The sequence below is a fragment of the Cetobacterium somerae genome (assembly GCF_022430525.1).
Lineage (GTDB): Bacteria > Fusobacteriota > Fusobacteriia > Fusobacteriales > Fusobacteriaceae > Cetobacterium_A.
Genome location: NZ_CP092519.1, coordinates 616,070 through 632,605 on the forward strand (window position 1 = coordinate 616,070; position 16,536 = coordinate 632,605).

Below are 16,536 nucleotides of genomic sequence, written 5' to 3' on the forward strand. Positions count from 1 at the left end.
GGACATTGGAAACTATATAGTAGATATTGAGAAAATATTCTAAATTAACTAACAATTCATTTTTAAGTCAATCTTAAATTGAGTAGTTAGTCTGTCTAAATAATATGAATTATATTACAAGGTTAAAATATTAAGGGCACACGAAGGATGCCTAGGAAGTAAGAGCCGATGAAGGACGTGGTAAGCTGCGATAAGCTTGGTGGAGTTGCAATCGAACTGTGATGCCAAGATTTCCGAATGGAGAAATCTGCTAAGATGGAGTCTTAGCACGAAAGAGGGAACCGCGTGAACTGAAACATCTAAGTAACGCGAGGAAAAGAAAGTAAAAACGATCCCCTAAGTAGCGGCGAGCGAACGGGGGTGAGCCCAAACCGTAGATGTGCCAAGGATGCAGCCGTTGCATCTACGGGGTAGCGGGAAGATCGTCTGAAGAACTGCAAGGTATTCGACATTATGATACGCCGAACTGGAAAGGTCTGGAAAGGCCTGCCGTAGAGAGTGAAAGCCTCGTACAGGTAAACCGTATCAAATGTATGATCTCTCCCAAGTAGCACGGAACACGAGGAATTCTGTGTGAATCTGCGAGGACCATATCTCGTAAGGCTAAATACTCTTACTTACCGATAGCGCATAGTACCGTGAGGGAAAGGTGAAAAGAACCCCGGGAGGGGAGTGAAATAGAACCTGAAATCGTGTGCTTACAAGCGGTCAGAGCCCTTTGGGGTGATGGCGTGCCTTTTGGAGAATGATCCTGCGAGTTACGTTCAGTGGCAAGGTTAAGTTTAACGGAGCCGAAGGGAAACCGAGTCTGAATAGGGCGACATAGTCGCTGGGCGTAGACGCGAAACCTGGTGATCTAAGCCTGTCCAGGGTGAAGCTGTGGTAAGACACAGTGGAGGCCCGAACTCACCGCCGTTGAAAAGTTGGGAGATGAGGTAGGTTTAGGGGTGAAAAGCCAATCGAACCAGGAGATAGCTCGTTCTCTCCGAAATGCATTTAGGTGCAGCCTTGAGTGTTCAATTATGGGGGTAGAGCACTGAATGACCTAGGGGGCATACTGCTTACCGAAGTCAATCAAACTCCGAATACCATAATTCTAGAGCTCAGGAGTGAGACTATGGGAATTAACTTCCATGGTCAAAAGGGAAACAACCCAGACCACCAGCTAAGGTCCCTAATTATAACTAAGTGGGAAAGGAGGTGGAGATTCACAAACAACCAGGAGGTTGGCTTAGAAGCAGCCATACCTTTAAAGAGTGCGTAATAGCTCACTGGTCGAGAGTCTCTGCGCCGACAATGTAACGGGGCTAAGTTATAAACCGAAGCTGTGGAGTTGCGTAAGCGACTGGTAGGAGAGCGTTCTGTAGGCCGTTGAAGGAGAATCGACAAGAAACTCTGGAGGTATCAGAAGTGAGAATGCAGGAATAAGTAGCGAGAATGGGGGCGAGAATCCCCCACGCCGGAAGACCAAGGGTTCCAGGGTAAAGTTTGTCTCCCCTGGGTAAGCCGGGTCCTAAGCCGAGGCTAGATTGCGTAGGCGAATGGAAAACAGATTAATATTTCTGTGCCACTGATATCAAGTGATGGAGGGACGCAGGAGGTTATGCACGCTGGCGAACGGAAGTGCCAGTTCAAGCATGTAGCGTGGTCTAGTAGGAAAATCCGCTAGACTAAACGTGAGGTGTGATGAGGAGTCGTAAGATGGAAGGTGCAAATACCACACTGCCGAGAAAAGCTTCTAAGCGTTTTAAAGATATTAGTGCCCGTACCCCAAACCGACACAGGTGGTCAGGATGAGAAATCTAAGGCGGACAGGCTAACTCTCGTTAAGGAACTCTGCAAAATAGCCCCGTAACTTCGGGAGAAGGGGTGCCTTTTATGGTGAGCGTACACGCGACGCAAAGCTATGAGAGGCCGCAGTGAAGAGTCTCAGGCGACTGTTTAACAAAAACACAGGTCTATGCTAAGCTGTAAGGCGACGTATATGGGCTGACACCTGCCCAGTGCCGGAAGGTTAAGAGGAGGAGTGAGAGCTCCGAATTGAAGCCCCGGTGAACGGCGGCCGTAACTATAACGGTCCTAAGGTAGCGAAATTCCTTGTCGGGTAAGTTCCGACCTGCACGAATGGTGTAACGATCTGAGAGCTGTCTTGACGGGAGGCCTGGTGAAATTGTATTACCGGTGAAGATACCGGTTACCTGCAGTAGGACGGAAAGACCCCATGGAGCTTTACTGTAGCTTGGTATTGGGTTTTGGCATCGTATGTATAGGATAGTTGGGAGACTATGATGCGTGGTCGCTAGATTACGCGGAGTCACTGGTGGAATACCAACCATACTATGTCGGAATTCTAATTTGAGGTTTGTACCCTCGAAGACAGTGCTAGGTGGGCAGTTTGACTGGGGCGGTCGCCTCCGAAAGAGTAACGGAGGCGTTCAAAGGTTCTCTCAGGTTGGATGGAAATCAACCGCAGAGTGCAATGGCATAAGAGAGCTTAACTGCGAGACTGACGGGTCGAGCAGGTGCGAAAGCAGGACATAGTGATCCGGCGATTCCGAATGGAAGGGTCGTCGCTCAACGGATAAAAGCTACCCTGGGGATAACAGGCTGATTCTACCCGAGAGTCCATATCGACGGTAGAGTTTGGCACCTCGATGTCGGCTCATCGCATCCTGGGGCTGGAGAAGGTCCCAAGGGTTGGGCTGTTCGCCCATTAAAGCGGTACGTGAGCTGGGTTCAGAACGTCGTGAGACAGTTCGGTCCCTATCCACTGTAGGCGTTAGAGTATTGAGAAGATCTGTCCTTAGTACGAGAGGACCGGGATGGACAAACCTCTGATGTACCAGTTGTCACGCCAGTGGCACAGCTGGGTAGTCACGTTTGGAACAGATAACCGCTGAAAGCATCTAAGCGGGAAACTGACTTCAAGATAAGTACTCTTTAAGATACCTTCGAGACTAGGAGGTTGATAGGTTGGGGGTGTAAGAGTTGTGAGACTTTTAGCTGACCAATACTAATATATCGAAGTTTTAACCTTAATATACTACTATATAGTTTCAAGTGTTCAAGAACACAAATAAATATTGATTGGCAACGATAGCTATGGAGGTACACCCAGTAACATTTCGAACCTGGAAGTTAAGCCCATAAACGCTGAAAGTACTTGGGGGGCAGCCCCCTGGGAGGATAGGAAGTTGCCAATCTTAAAAAAGTGCTTCTTTAGCTCAGTTGGTAGAGCGCACGACTGTTAATCGTGTTGTCGCTGGTTCGAGCCCAGCAAGAAGCGCCATTTTTTTATTTTTTGTAAAAAAAGAATTAAAAATTTTAAAGGGGATTTTAATGAAGAAGAAATTAGTAACAGGATTATTAGGATTATCATTAGCTTCTTTTGGAGCAGAGAGTTTAGAATTAGGGTTATTATCACCAACACAACTAAATGGACCATCAACAAGTGTAAAAGGTGTAAGATTAGGTCTTATATATACTGAAAATCAAAATGTAGAGGGATTAGATGTAAATATAATAGCTAATAAAAAACAAAATTTTAAAGGGTTATCAATAGGATCTTTTTATGATAGAACTGAGGGGAATTTCGAAGGAGCAAAATTAGGTTGGTTCTTTTTACCGTTAACATTTAATAGTGTTGGTGGAAATATGACTGGAGTTCAATTTGGATTAATTAACATGGTTGAGCATAACACAAAAGGTGTTCAAGTAGGAGGAGCTAACTTTACAAGAACTGGAACAGGAGTGCAGTTTGGTTTCTTTAATAAAGCTAATCAAATAAAAGGTTTACAATTAGGATTTGTAAATATGGCAGAAAACTTACAAGGTTTACAAATAGGATTAGTAAACATGGCAGATAATAGTGAAGTTTTTGAAGTATTACCAATATTAAACTTTAATTTCAAATTTTAATCTTCTAAATTGACAAAGTTAATATTTTATGATACACTTATATAGTTATTAAAACGAATATTCCGCTTTAATGGAATATTAAATGAATATTCAGGGAGGCTAAAATGAAAGAAAAATTAATTCAATTAGTAGAGCAAAACTACTTAAGAAACGACATTCCAGAATTCAAAGCTGGAGATACTATCGGAGTTTACTACAAAGTTGTAGAGGGTAACAAAGAGAGAATACAGTTATTCGAAGGTGTTGTAATTAGAGTAAATGGTGGAGGAATCGCTAAGACTTTCACAATAAGAAAAGTAACTGGTGGAATTGGAGTAGAGAGAATTATCCCTATGAACTCACCAATGATCGATAAGATCGAAGTTTTAAAGATCGGAAAAGTAAGAAGATCAAAACTTTACTACTTAAGAGGACTTTCTGGAAAGAAAGCAAGAATCAAAGAGATCAGAAAGTAAGATTTCTAAAGCTAAGGAAGAACAATTCCTTAGCTTTTTTCTTTTTTTTGTGTTAAAATATAAACAAATTGACTAGAGGAGTGGATTTATGAGCAGAGAGAATATAATTTTAAATACAATATTTTATGTAATTTTAACAGCATTTTTTATATACATATTTGTAAAAGAAAAAAAGATTGTTGCTAAAATAGACAAAAAAAGAACCATATTTGAAGATTACCTTGTTAATAAATTTAATTTAAATGGGAAAACATCTGAAAAGATTTTAAGAAAAATTATTAAATTAGTTGAAAGTTTAGGAAGTGCATTAATTCTAGTTTTAATTATTCAAAAATTCTACATAGGAAATTTTTTAGTACCAACTGGATCAATGATACCAACTATTGTTCCCAAAGATAGACTTTTTGGAAATATGGTAGTATATAATTTTAAAGCTCCAGAAAGAGAAGATATAATTGTTTTTAAAGAACCTATTGAGGATAAAGTTTTATATACTAAAAGATTAATGGGATTACCTGGAGAAAAAGTACAAATAAAATATGATAGATTATTTATAGATGGAAAGAAGATATCAGATAGAGAGTATACTCCTTTAGGAGAGCTAAGTTACAATGAATGGATAGTTCCTAAAAAGGGAGATATAATAACAATTGAACCTGGACAAAATTATAATGATACATTTGAAAAAGAAAATATTGATGTAGCGAAAGTTCAGAGTCTTTTAAAAGAAAATGGAGCGTATGTGTCTCAACTATTACCAGATGTAAAATTTTTAGTAAATGGAGTACCAACAGGAATGATACTTGATTTTATACATGATCAAGAGGTTTTAAATAAATTATTAAAAGGTGAAACAGTGACAAAAACCTTAGATGAAGATTATTATTTAGCTTTAGGTGATAATACAAATGGTAGTTATGATTCGAGAATGTGGGGGTTTGTAAAAGATAGCAGAATTAAAGGAAAAGCTCTTGTAAGATTTTGGCCATTAAATAGAATAGGATTATTAAAATAAATGATTATAGAAATTAATAAGCATGATGAAGAGATATTAAAAAAAATTAATTTATTAGAACAAGAAATATTTATAGAAAGTTACTATACTTTTGAAACTTTAAAAGATATGGTAAATAAAAAAGAATATAAGATTTTAGTTTTTGATGAAGATGTAAAAGGATATTTAATTTTACATGATTCATACGATCTTTATGAAGTAATGAAGATAGCTGTAGAAAAAGAGTTTAGAAATAAGAAAATAGGTGAACAGTTAATAAATTTTTATTTAAATAATTGTGAGCAAAATTTATTTTTAGAAGTTAGAGAAAGTAATAAAATAGCAAGAAATTTTTATGAAAAAATAGGATTTGTAAGTGTAGGAAAAAGAAAAAATTATTATCCTAATGGAGAAACCGCAATTTTGATGTCGTTAGAAAGAAATTAATATATATTTAGGAGGAAAACTTATAATGAACAAAGAAATTTATTCGAATCCTTTAGCCGAAAGATATAGCTCAAAGGAGATGCTAGAAATATTTTCACCAAAATTTAAATTTTCAACTTGGAGAAAATTATGGTATGTTTTAGCTGAAACTGAAAAGGAGCTAGGGCTTGATATTACAGATGAGCAACTAGCACAAATGAAAGCTAATATAGATAATATTGATTATGAACTAGCAGATGAAATGGAGAAAAAATTTAGACATGACGTAATGGCCCATGTACATACATTTGGAACAGCCGCACCTAAAGCTATGCCAATAATTCACTTAGGTGCAACAAGTGCTTATGTTGGAGATAACACAGACTTAATTCAAATAAAAGAAGGATTAAGTATTTTAAAGAAAAAATTAATTAATGTTATGGATGGATTAGCAAAGTTTTCTAATGAATATAAAGATTTGCCAACATTAGGCTTTACACATTTCCAAGCTGCACAATTAACAACAGTTGGTAAAAGAGCAACACTTTGGTTACAAAGTTTAATTTTAGATTTAGAAGAGCTAGAATTTAGACAAGATACTTTAAGATTTAGAGGTGTAAAGGGAACTACTGGAACACAAGCATCATTCCAAGAGTTATTTAACGGAGATTATAAAAAAGTAAAAGAGTTAGATGAAAGAGTTGCAGAAAAAATGGGCTTTAATAAAAGATTTTTAGTTACAGGACAAACATATGATAGAAAAATCGATTCTGAAATATCAAATCTATTAAGTAACATAGCTCAGTCTGCTCATAAGTTTACAAATGATTTAAGATTGTTACAGCATTTAAAAGAAATAGAAGAGCCATTTGAAAAAAGCCAAATTGGATCATCTGCAATGGCTTATAAAAGAAACCCAATGAGAAGTGAAAGAATATCTTCTTTAGCAAAGTTTGTAATAGCGTTACAACAAAGTACTGCTATGACAGCATCAACTCAGTGGTTTGAAAGAACTCTTGATGATTCAGCAAATAAAAGATTAGCATTACCACAAGGATTTTTAGCTGTAGATGCAATATTAATCATTTGGAAAAATATATTAGAAGGATTAGTAGTTTATCCTAAGATGATAGAAAAGCATATAATGGCAGAACTTCCATTTATGGCAACAGAGTATATAATAATGGAAGGTGTAAAAAAAGGTGGAGATAGACAAGAGCTTCATGAATTAATAAGAGTTCATTCGATGGAAGCAGGAAAACAAGTTAAAGTTGAAGGATTAGAAAATGATTTAATTGAAAGAATTATTAATGATTTATCTTTTGATATAGATAGAGAAAAATTAATGGAAATTTTAGACCCTAAAAACTTTATTGGATTTGCTCCAGCACAAGTAGTAGATTTCTTAGAAACAGAAGTAAATCCTATTCTTGAAAAGAATAAAGAATTATTAGGAATGAATACTGACTTAAAGGTGTAGTATGACAGATAAAAGAAGGAGATATCTAACAGCATTTGTGCTATTAGCTCTTTATTTATCACTGATAGAAACTTTAATTCCAAAACCATTTCCTTGGATGAAGCTTGGATTAGCTAATATTGCAACGATAATAGCTTTAGAAAAATTTGATGAGAAGATGGCAATAGAGATATTGTTACTTCGAATTTTTATTCAAGGAATGATGTTAGGAACACTTTTTTCACCAAGCTTTATAATAAGTTTAATTTCAGGAGGGGCTAGTACCCTCTTGACCATTTTATTATTTAGATATAGAGAAAATCTATCGCTGATTGCTATTTGTATAGCAGGAGCTTTTGTACATAATTTAACACAACTTATAGTTGTTTACTTTTTGCTTTTTAGAAGTATTAGTATTATGAGTAAATCAATTTTCATATTTATTTGGGGATTTCTGTTTATGGGATGCGTTTCAGGGTTAATAACAGGGTACATATGTGAAAAATTACAACTTAGAAGGGAGAGAGTATTAAAATGAGAAAATATTTTGGAACAGATGGAATAAGAGGAGAAGCTAATAAGGAGTTAACTGTAGAGTTAGCGTTAAAATTAGGATATGCGCTAGGGTATACTTTAAAAAAGGAATATCCAGATAAAAAAAGAATTAGAGTAATAATGGGATCTGATACAAGAAGATCAGGATATATGTTAAGATCAGCATTAACAGCTGGATTAAATTCTATGGGAATAAATATAGACTTTGTTGGGGTTATTCCAACTCCTGGAGTTGCTTATTTAACAGAAAAGAGTACAGCAAAAGCTGGAATAATGATATCAGCTTCTCATAACCCAGCAAAAGATAATGGAATAAAAATATTTTGGGAAGATGGATATAAATTACCAGATGAAGTTGAATTAGAAATAGAAAAGCTAATGGATAACGTGGAAGAAATAACTAAAGATCCTATTGCTGGAGATGAAGTTGGAAGATTTACTTATGCAGAAGATGAATACTATCTTTACAGAGATCACGTTATTTCAACAGTAAAAGGTGATTTCTCAGGTATGAAAATTATTCTAGATGCAGCTAATGGATCAGCTTATAGAGTAGCAAAAGAGGTATTTTTAGCTTTAGGAGCAGAGATAGTCATAATAAATGATGCTCCAAACGGTAAAAATATAAATGTTAGATGTGGATCAACACATCCAGAGATATTATCTAAAGTTGTTATGGGATATGAAGCAGATTTAGGATTAGCTTATGATGGAGATGCTGACAGATTAATTGCTGTAGATAAAAATGGAAACATAATTGATGGAGATAAAATTATTGCTGTCTTAGCTCTAGGAATGAAAGATAGAGGAGAATTAAAAAATAATCAAGTTGTAACAACTGTTATGAGTAATATGGGATTTGAAAACTATTTATCAAATAAAGGTATTCATTTAATAAGAGCTAATGTTGGAGATAGATATGTGCTTGAAAAAATGAAAGAACTTAATGTAAATATAGGTGGAGAGCAGTCAGGACATATAATATTATCAGACTTTGGAACAACAGGAGATGGAGTACTAACATCTGTTAAACTGGTAGAAGCTATAAGAGATTCAGGAAAATCACTAGATGAACTAGTAGGAGAAATAGTAGATTGGCCACAACTATTAATAAATGTTAGAGTAGATAATAGTAAAAAAAATCTATGGAATAAAAATGAAATGATAGTTAAGTTTATACAAGAAAAAGAGCTAGAGATGGCAGGTTTAGGAAGAGTATTAGTAAGAACATCTGGAACAGAACCAATAGTAAGAGTAATGGTTGAAGGAAAAGAGATGGCAACAGTGGACAGAGTAGCAAAAGAGATTGCTGAAGTTGTTGAAAAAGAGTTAATTTAGGAGAGAAAATGTATTATAAAAATTTTTCAAAAGTTTATGATAAGTTTATGCAACATTGCGATTATGATCAGTGGGCTAATTTAATAAAGGATAAAATTAAAGAATCTGGTGTTGAAGGTAAAAAGTTATTAGATTTAGGATGTGGAACAGGAGAAACCCTTCTTAGATTAAAAGATGATTTTGATTGTTCAGGATTAGATTTATCAGCAGATATGCTAACAATAGCTAATAAAAAATTAAAAAATAAAAATGTTAAATTATTTTTAGGAGATATGAGAGAGTTTAGTACAGGTGAAACTTATGATATAATAGTGTCACTTTTTGATACAGTGAATCATTTAACATCACTTGAAGATCTAGATGACTTAATGAACTCTATTTATTCTAATTTGAATCCAGGTGGGATTTATATTTTTGATGTTATAAATAGAGAGTTTATGGATAAAATGTTTCCAGGTGGAGTGTATTATGACGATAGAAAAGATATGACGATTATTTGGGAGCATTTTAGAGATGAAGACTTAGATATTGTTGAAGCAGTATACTTTGTAAAAAATAGAGCAGGACACTATGAAAAACTAAAAGAACTATATGAAAAGAGAATATTTGAAGAGTTCGAAATTAGAAAAATTATTGAAAAAAATAATTTAAACTTGTTAAGTATTGGTAAAAATGATAGAATAGCAGGGGAAAGATTTTTTTACATGGTAAAAAAATAATTGTGCTTTAAGGAAGTGGAATTTTATGGTGTTTTTTAATAAAGATTTTATGCATTATTTTTCACTACTTGGATTTTTAGGATTTGTAATAGTTGGGAATATAGGCGTTTTTATTCTTATATACAAGTTAATAGAAAAATATTTTTTTAAAAGCACACCATTATTTATTTTTTTCGTTATAGTAGGTGTATTTAGTGCATTTTATAACGCTTATAAATTGATAATGAAAAAATAAGGTTGAGTGATATATGGATGAGTTAAAAAAAATAATAAAACGTGGAATTATAACTGCACTGATAGTTTTAATATACGGAGTTTTATCAGGAAATAAATACGTTTATATAGGTATGTTTTCGGGAGCAATTTTATCAGTAGTTGGGTTTTATATGATATGTCTTGATGCAAAAGCAAGTTTAGCTTCAAACTCTCCATTTAAAGTTGGAGTAATAGGATATTTGAAAAGATATTTTTTATACGGGATATTTCTAGCACTGGCTACAAAATTTTATGGTTTTCCAATGTTAGTTAGTGGAGTTATAGGATTGTTAAATATTAAAATTAATATTTTAGCTATAACTTTATTTAACAATATAAAAAAGTTTAAATCTAAGTATTTAAAATAAACTATTGAAAGGAGGCGAAACTTATGAGAATAGGACCAATAGAGTTTATTACCCCACCATTAGTAGAAGGACCTGCAGTAATGTTTTACGTACCATTACCACACTTTTTACACCAGATTCCATTTTCTATGGAGTATGCTGATGGAAAGTTTGGATTACCAGTTACAATAACTGTAATAAGTACATGGTTTGTAATATTAGTGTTAACACTTTTATTTAAAATGGGAACAAAAAAATTAGAGATGATTCCAGGAAGGGCACAAGTTGCTGCTGAATCAGTTTACGATTTTCTACATGGTATTATTCATCAAATGTTAGGAGGATGGACAGCAAAGTATTTCTCATACCTAGCTACATTATTTTTATTTATACTAGGATGTAACTTACTTATGTTTGCACCAATTCCTTGGGGAAGCTTCGAAGATGGAGTGTTTGCTATAGCACCTGCATTTAGAGCACCGACAGCAGATCTTAATACAACAGTTGGATTAGCAATGTTAACTACTGCTACATTCTTAGGAACTAGCATAAAATTAAATGGTATACTAGGATATTTCAAAGGATTACTAGAACCAATGCCGTTTATGTTACCTATTAATCTAGTAGGAGAACTAGCAAAACCAACAAATATTTCTATACGTTTGTTTGGAAATATGTTTGCGGGAATGGTAATAATGGGGCTTATTTATAAAGCAGCACCAATGGTTATTCCAGCACCGTTACATCTTTATTTTGATATATTTAGTGGAGTAGTACAAAGTTTTGTATTCTTAATGCTAAGTATGGTATATATTCAAGGTTCATTAGGGGATGCAGAGTGTCCCGATGATAAATAAAAACTAACAAGATTAAATTTTAAAATAACTAGGAGGTAAATGATTATGGATTTAATGTTAGCAAAAACTATAGTATTAGCAGCATCAGCAGTAGGAGCAGGATGTGGAATGATCGCAGGTATAGGACCAGGAGTTGGACAAGGATACGCAGCTGGTAAAGCAGTTGAGGCAGTAGCTAGACAACCAGAAGCTAAAGGAGATATCATTTCTACAATGGTACTTGGACAAGCGGTATCAGAGTCAACAGGTATCTATTCATTAGTAATTGCACTAATCTTATTATACGCTAACCCATTCGTAGGAATGTTAGGATAATTTTTTATAAAATACATCAAATACTTTTAGGAAGGAGGTAGAAGACTTGGCACCAACAAATATGCCTGCAGTATCGATAGATATTAACATGTTTTGGCAAATAATAAACTTCTTCATTTTAGTGTTTATATTTAATAAATACTTTAAAGCTCCATTAATGAAGTTAATGGACACAAGAAAAGAGAAGATTGCAGCTGAATTCTCAGAAGCTCAAAAGAACAACGAGGATGCTGCATTAAAAAATAAAGAAGCTCAAAAAATATTAAAAGATGCTAAAGATGAAGCTACAAAAATAGTTCAATTAGCAGAGAAAAAAGCTGATGAAAGAAAAGAGATTATCATTTCTGAAGCGACTGTTCAAAGAGACAAAATGCTTAAATCAGCAGAGCTAGAAATTCAAAAGATGAAACATGCAGCTAAGAAAGAGCTAGAGGTTGAAATGAACCAATTAGCAGTAACATTAGCTGAGAAGATAATAAAAGAGAATTTAAACTCTGATTTAGAAGCTGCCCTAGCTGACAAATTTATAGATGAGGTAGGGGGAGTAAAATGATAGGAAACCAAATTGGTAAAAGATATGCAGAAGCAATATATGAAGTTGCTGTGCAAAAAAATGAAGTTAAATCAATATATGATGTATTAAATGCGACTATGGAGCTTTATAAAACAGATGTTGATTTTAGAAACTTTATAACTCATCCTCTAATTAAAGAGAGTGAGAAAAAAGAAACTTTAAAGAAAATTTTCTCAGACTCTAATGAAGGAGTAGAAATTCTTTTCTATATTTTAGAAAAAGGAAGAATTGCACAAATTAGAGAGATTGTAGCAGAGTATGTTAAGTTAGATTATGCAAAAAATCAAATTTTAGATGTGGAAGCTACATTTGCAGTTGCTTTAAGCGATGAGCAAAAAGAGAAACTTTCTAAAAATCTTGAAAATAAAACAGGTAAAAAGATAAAGCTAGTAGTTAATGTGGATAAATCTCTAATAGGTGGAGGAATTATCAAAATAGGTGATGAGGTAACAGACGGAAGTATCCGTAGACAATTAGAAACTCTAACACAAAAATAAAAAACTACTTGTAAAATTAGGAGGTGTAATCAGTTGAAAATCAGACCAGAAGAAGTAAGTAATATAATCAAAACTGAGATCGAGAATTACAAAAAGAGTCTTGATGTCAAAACTTCAGGTTCTGTATTAGAAGTAGGAGACGGTATCGCTAGAATCTACGGATTAAGCAGTGCAAAAGCGGGAGAGCTTTTAGAGTTTCCTAACGGAATAACAGGAATGGTTCTAAACCTAGAAGAGGATAACGTTGGAGCAGTTATACTAGGGGACTATACAAAGATTAAAGAGGGAGACGAGGTTAAGGCTACAGGAAGAATTGCCTCAGTTCCAGCTGGAGAATCTTTGTTAGGAAGAGTAGTTAACGCTTTAGGAGAGCCAATTGATGGAAAAGGTGAAATAAAGTTTGAGAAATACATGGAGATAGAAAGAAAAGCTTCTGGTATTATCTCAAGAAAACCAGTATCTGAGCCTTTACAAACAGGTATCAAATCAATAGATGGAATGGTACCTATTGGTAGAGGACAAAGAGAGCTTATTATCGGAGATAGACAAACTGGTAAAACAGCAGTTGCTATTGACGCAATCTTAAATCAAAAAAATACAGGAGTAAAATGTATCTACGTTGCAATAGGTCAAAAAAGATCAACAGTTGCTCAGATCGTTAAGAGATTAGAAGATGCAGGAGCTATGGAATATACTATAGTTGTTGCAGCAACAGCTTCTGAGTCAGCTCCTTTACAATATTTAGCACCATATTCAGGAGTAGCTATGGGAGAATACTTCATGGATAAAGGTGAAGCAGTTTTAATAGTTTACGATGACCTTTCAAAACATGCAGTAGCATATAGAGAAATGTCTCTATTATTAAAAAGACCACCTGGAAGAGAAGCTTATCCAGGAGACGTATTCTATCTTCACTCAAGACTACTTGAGAGAGCTGCAAAGTTATCAGATGAATTAGGTGGAGGATCAATAACTGCTCTACCAATAATCGAAACTCAAGCAGGAGACGTATCAGCGTATATCCCTACAAACGTTATTTCGATAACAGATGGACAGATATTCCTTGATGCACAACTATTTAACTCTGGATTTAGACCAGCAATCAATGCCGGAATATCTGTATCAAGAGTTGGAGGATCAGCACAAATTAAAGCTATGAAACAAGTTGCTGCTAAAGTTAAGCTAGAATTAGCTCAATATACAGAGTTATTAACATTTGCACAGTTTGGATCAGATTTAGATAAAGCTACAAAAGCTCAATTAGAAAGAGGACACAGAATTATGGAAGTTTTAAAACAACCACAATACAGTCCTTATCCAGTTGAAGAGCAAGTTGTATCATTCTATACTGTAATCAATGGATTCTTAGATGATATCGCTATTGCAGATGTAAGAAGATTTGAAAAAGAATTAATTACAGAAATGAGAAATACAACAACTATTTTAGATGAGATCGTTGAGAAGAAAAGCTTAGATAAAGATCTTGAGGCTAAAATTGTGGAAGCTATAGTAGCATTTAAAAAGAATTTTAATTAAAGAGAGGTGGGCAAATGGCTGGAACTAGAGAGATAAAAAATAGAATAAAAAGTGTTCAGTCTACTCACCAAATTACAAAGGCCATGGAAATTGTTTCGACTACAAAATTTAAAAAGTTTTCAACAATAGTAGCTCAATCAAAGCCATATTCAGAAAGTATAGCTAAAATATTACAAAATATTGCAGCTGGTGTAAAAAGTGAAAAACATCCACTTTTTGATGGTAAAGATGATGTAAAAAAAGTTGGAGTTATTGTTATGTGCTCAGATAGAGGACTAGCAGGAAGTTTCAACAGTAATACATTAAAAGCACTAGAAAGATTGATTGCTGAAAATAGTGGGAAACAGGTCTCTGTAATTGCAGTTGGAAAGAAAGCTAAAGAATACTGTGCAAAGAGAAATTACGATGTAAAGGCTGAGTATATACAACTAATTCCTGAAACTATGTTTGATAAAGCAAAAGAGATTAGTGAGAACATTGTTGAATATTACTATAATAATATTTTTGATGAAGTATATGTAATATATAACAAGTTTATATCGGCTTTAGTAAGTGATCTAACAGTAAGTAAATTAATTCCTATAGAAAGAGCTGAGGGAAGTGAGAATAAAGCTTATATATTTGAGCCGTCTCCAGAAGAGATTTTATCATCTCTATTACCAAAGTATTTAAATATAGAATTATATAAAGCTTTACTAGATAATACTGCAAGTGAGCATTCTGCAAGAAAAAATGCAATGAAAAGTGCAACGGATAACGCTGAAGATATGATAAAGGGATTAACTTTAGAATATAATAGAAGAAGACAAGCATCGATAACTCAAGAGATATCTGAAATTGTTGGAGGAGCAGCAGCGTTAAATTAAGAATAATGAGGAGGCAATAGTGGAAAACAAAGGTACCCTTACCCAAATAATAGGTCCTGTTGTAGACGTTATGTTCAATGATAGATTGCCTGGAATTTACAACGCTTTAAAAGTAAAAGGTGAAGACGGAAAAGAGTTAGTTCTTGAGGTTCAGCAACACCTAGGAAATAACGTTGTAAGAACAGTAGCAATGGACGCTACTGAGGGTCTACAAAGAGGAATGGAAGTAATAGATACAGGATCAGCTATAACAGTTCCAGTAGGAAAAGCTGTTTTAGGAAGAATTCTAAATGTTTTAGGAGAGCCAGTTGACGAAGCTGGACCAGTAACAACAGAGGAGTATTTACCTATACATAGAGAAGCTCCAAACTTTGATGAGCAAGGAACAGAAGTAGAAATATTCGAAACTGGAATTAAGGTAATTGACCTTCTTGCACCATACATTAAAGGTGGAAAAATAGGTCTATTTGGAGGAGCTGGAGTAGGAAAAACAGTTCTTATAATGGAGCTTATCAACAACATTGCAAAAGGACACGGAGGATTATCTGTATTCGCGGGTGTTGGAGAAAGAACAAGAGAAGGAAGAGACTTATATGATGAGATGAGAGAATCAGGAGTTATTGATAAAACATCTCTAGTATATGGACAGATGAATGAGCCGCCTGGAGCAAGATTAAGAGTTGCTCTTACTGGACTAACAGTAGCGGAAAACTTTAGAGACAAGGAAGGACAAGACGTTCTTCTATTCATAGATAACATATTCAGATTTACTCAAGCTGGAGCGGAAGTTTCTGCCCTATTAGGAAGAATACCTTCAGCAGTTGGATACCAACCAACACTAGCTTCAGAAATGGGTAAATTACAAGAGAGAATTACATCAACTAAGTCAGGATCAATAACGTCAGTTCAAGCTGTATATGTACCAGCGGATGACCTTACTGACCCAGCACCAGCGACTACATTCGCTCACTTAGATGCTACAACAGTTCTTTCAAGAAGAATTGCATCTCTAGGAATATATCCAGCAGTTGACCCTCTAGATTCAACTTCAAAAGCGCTAGATCCAGCAATAGTTGGAAACGAGCACTATACAGTTGCTAGACAGGTTCAAGAGATATTACAAAGATATAAAGAACTTCAAGATATCATTGCAATCCTAGGAATGGATGAGTTATCTGATGAAGATAAGCAAACAGTTTCTAGAGCAAGAAAAATCGAGAGATTCTTCTCACAACCATTCTCAGTTGCTGAGCAATTTACAGGAATGGAAGGGAAATATGTTCCAGTAAAAGAGACAATAAGAGCTTTCAAAGAGATTATCGAAGGTAAGCACGATGCTCTTCCTGAACAAGCATTCCTTTATGTTGGAACAATTGAGGAGGCAATAGCTAAGGGAAGAGACCTTATGAAGGGAGCTGAGTAATT

At 34.7% G+C, this 16,536-nt stretch carries 17 protein-coding genes, 1 tRNA gene and 2 rRNA genes; all 20 read left to right on the plus strand.

Features of this window, described 5'->3' with window-relative positions; genetic code table 11:
• Positions 1–120: 120 nt before the first annotated feature.
• The 20 genes from MKD34_RS02690 (at position 121) to atpD (ending at position 16,534) form a co-directional block, all read left to right on the plus strand.
• Positions 121–3,037 (plus strand): 23S ribosomal RNA (locus tag MKD34_RS02690).
• 49 nt (positions 3,038–3,086) lie between these two features.
• A 5S ribosomal RNA gene (gene rrf / locus MKD34_RS02695) occupies positions 3,087–3,203 on the plus strand.
• A gap of 10 nt (positions 3,204–3,213) precedes the next feature.
• Positions 3,214–3,289 (plus strand) — tRNA-Asn (locus MKD34_RS02700).
• A gap of 50 nt (positions 3,290–3,339) precedes the next feature.
• Entirely contained in the window at positions 3,340–3,918 is a 579-nt protein-coding gene (locus MKD34_RS02705) for an LA_2272 family surface repeat-containing protein (RefSeq protein WP_240219618.1), read from the plus strand.
• Positions 3,919–4,022: 104 nt separating this feature from the next.
• Positions 4,023–4,373 (plus strand): 50S ribosomal protein L19, encoded by a 351-nt coding sequence (rplS, locus tag MKD34_RS02710; protein WP_023051188.1) that lies wholly within the window; start codon positions 4,023–4,025, stop codon positions 4,371–4,373.
• 88 nt (positions 4,374–4,461) lie between these two features.
• Complete coding sequence (gene lepB / locus MKD34_RS02715; protein ID WP_240219619.1) at positions 4,462–5,388, plus strand: signal peptidase I; 927 nt, start codon at positions 4,462–4,464, stop codon at positions 5,386–5,388.
• Positions 5,389–5,814 carry a GNAT family N-acetyltransferase gene (locus MKD34_RS02720; protein WP_240219620.1) on the plus strand — a complete coding sequence of 142 codons (426 nt, stop codon included), beginning with the start codon at positions 5,389–5,391 and terminating at the stop codon, positions 5,812–5,814.
• A 25-nt stretch (positions 5,815–5,839) separates the two neighbouring features.
• Positions 5,840–7,273 (plus strand): adenylosuccinate lyase, encoded by a 1,434-nt coding sequence (gene purB / locus MKD34_RS02725; protein ID WP_240219621.1) that lies wholly within the window; start codon positions 5,840–5,842, stop codon positions 7,271–7,273.
• A 1-nt stretch (position 7,274) separates the two neighbouring features.
• Entirely contained in the window at positions 7,275–7,790 is a 516-nt protein-coding gene (locus MKD34_RS02730; RefSeq protein WP_023051184.1) for a Gx transporter family protein, read from the plus strand.
• Entirely contained in the window at positions 7,787–9,145 is a 1,359-nt protein-coding gene (glmM, locus tag MKD34_RS02735) for a phosphoglucosamine mutase (protein ID WP_240219622.1), read from the plus strand. The genes MKD34_RS02730 and glmM overlap by 4 nt, the downstream gene beginning before the upstream one ends.
• A gap of 8 nt (positions 9,146–9,153) precedes the next feature.
• Complete coding sequence (locus MKD34_RS02740) at positions 9,154–9,864, plus strand: class I SAM-dependent DNA methyltransferase (RefSeq protein WP_023051181.1); 711 nt, start codon at positions 9,154–9,156, stop codon at positions 9,862–9,864.
• Positions 9,865–9,913: 49 nt separating this feature from the next.
• Positions 9,914–10,099 (plus strand): AtpZ/AtpI family protein, encoded by a 186-nt coding sequence (locus tag MKD34_RS02745; RefSeq protein WP_240220047.1) that lies wholly within the window; start codon positions 9,914–9,916, stop codon positions 10,097–10,099.
• Positions 10,100–10,112: 13 nt separating this feature from the next.
• Positions 10,113–10,487, plus strand: a complete 375-nt coding sequence (locus tag MKD34_RS02750; protein ID WP_240219623.1) for an ATP synthase subunit I — start codon at positions 10,113–10,115, stop codon at positions 10,485–10,487.
• Between the two features lie 23 nt (positions 10,488–10,510).
• The gene (atpB, locus tag MKD34_RS02755) at positions 10,511–11,323 is read left to right on the plus strand and encodes a F0F1 ATP synthase subunit A (RefSeq protein ID WP_023051178.1); all 813 of its coding nucleotides are present in this window, start codon (positions 10,511–10,513) and stop codon (positions 11,321–11,323) included.
• 45 nt (positions 11,324–11,368) lie between these two features.
• Positions 11,369–11,638 (plus strand): ATP synthase F0 subunit C, encoded by a 270-nt coding sequence (gene atpE, locus MKD34_RS02760; RefSeq protein WP_040407557.1) that lies wholly within the window; start codon positions 11,369–11,371, stop codon positions 11,636–11,638.
• A 46-nt stretch (positions 11,639–11,684) separates the two neighbouring features.
• Positions 11,685–12,191 carry a F0F1 ATP synthase subunit B gene (atpF, locus tag MKD34_RS02765; RefSeq protein WP_051364176.1) on the plus strand — a complete coding sequence of 169 codons (507 nt, stop codon included), beginning with the start codon at positions 11,685–11,687 and terminating at the stop codon, positions 12,189–12,191.
• A complete protein-coding gene (gene atpH, locus MKD34_RS02770) occupies positions 12,188–12,709 on the plus strand; it encodes an ATP synthase F1 subunit delta (protein ID WP_023051175.1) in 522 nt (173 codons plus the stop codon). Before atpF ends, atpH begins: the two co-directional genes overlap by 4 nt.
• A 33-nt stretch (positions 12,710–12,742) precedes the next feature.
• On the plus strand, positions 12,743–14,245 hold the full coding sequence (atpA, locus tag MKD34_RS02775; RefSeq protein ID WP_023051174.1) for a F0F1 ATP synthase subunit alpha: 1,503 nt from the start codon (positions 12,743–12,745) through the stop codon (positions 14,243–14,245).
• 14 nt (positions 14,246–14,259) lie between these two features.
• Complete coding sequence (atpG, locus tag MKD34_RS02780; protein ID WP_240219624.1) at positions 14,260–15,111, plus strand: ATP synthase F1 subunit gamma; 852 nt, start codon at positions 14,260–14,262, stop codon at positions 15,109–15,111.
• 19 nt (positions 15,112–15,130) lie between these two features.
• Positions 15,131–16,534 carry a F0F1 ATP synthase subunit beta gene (gene atpD / locus MKD34_RS02785; RefSeq protein WP_266188265.1) on the plus strand — a complete coding sequence of 468 codons (1,404 nt, stop codon included), beginning with the start codon at positions 15,131–15,133 and terminating at the stop codon, positions 16,532–16,534.
• Positions 16,535–16,536 lie beyond the last annotated feature (2 nt).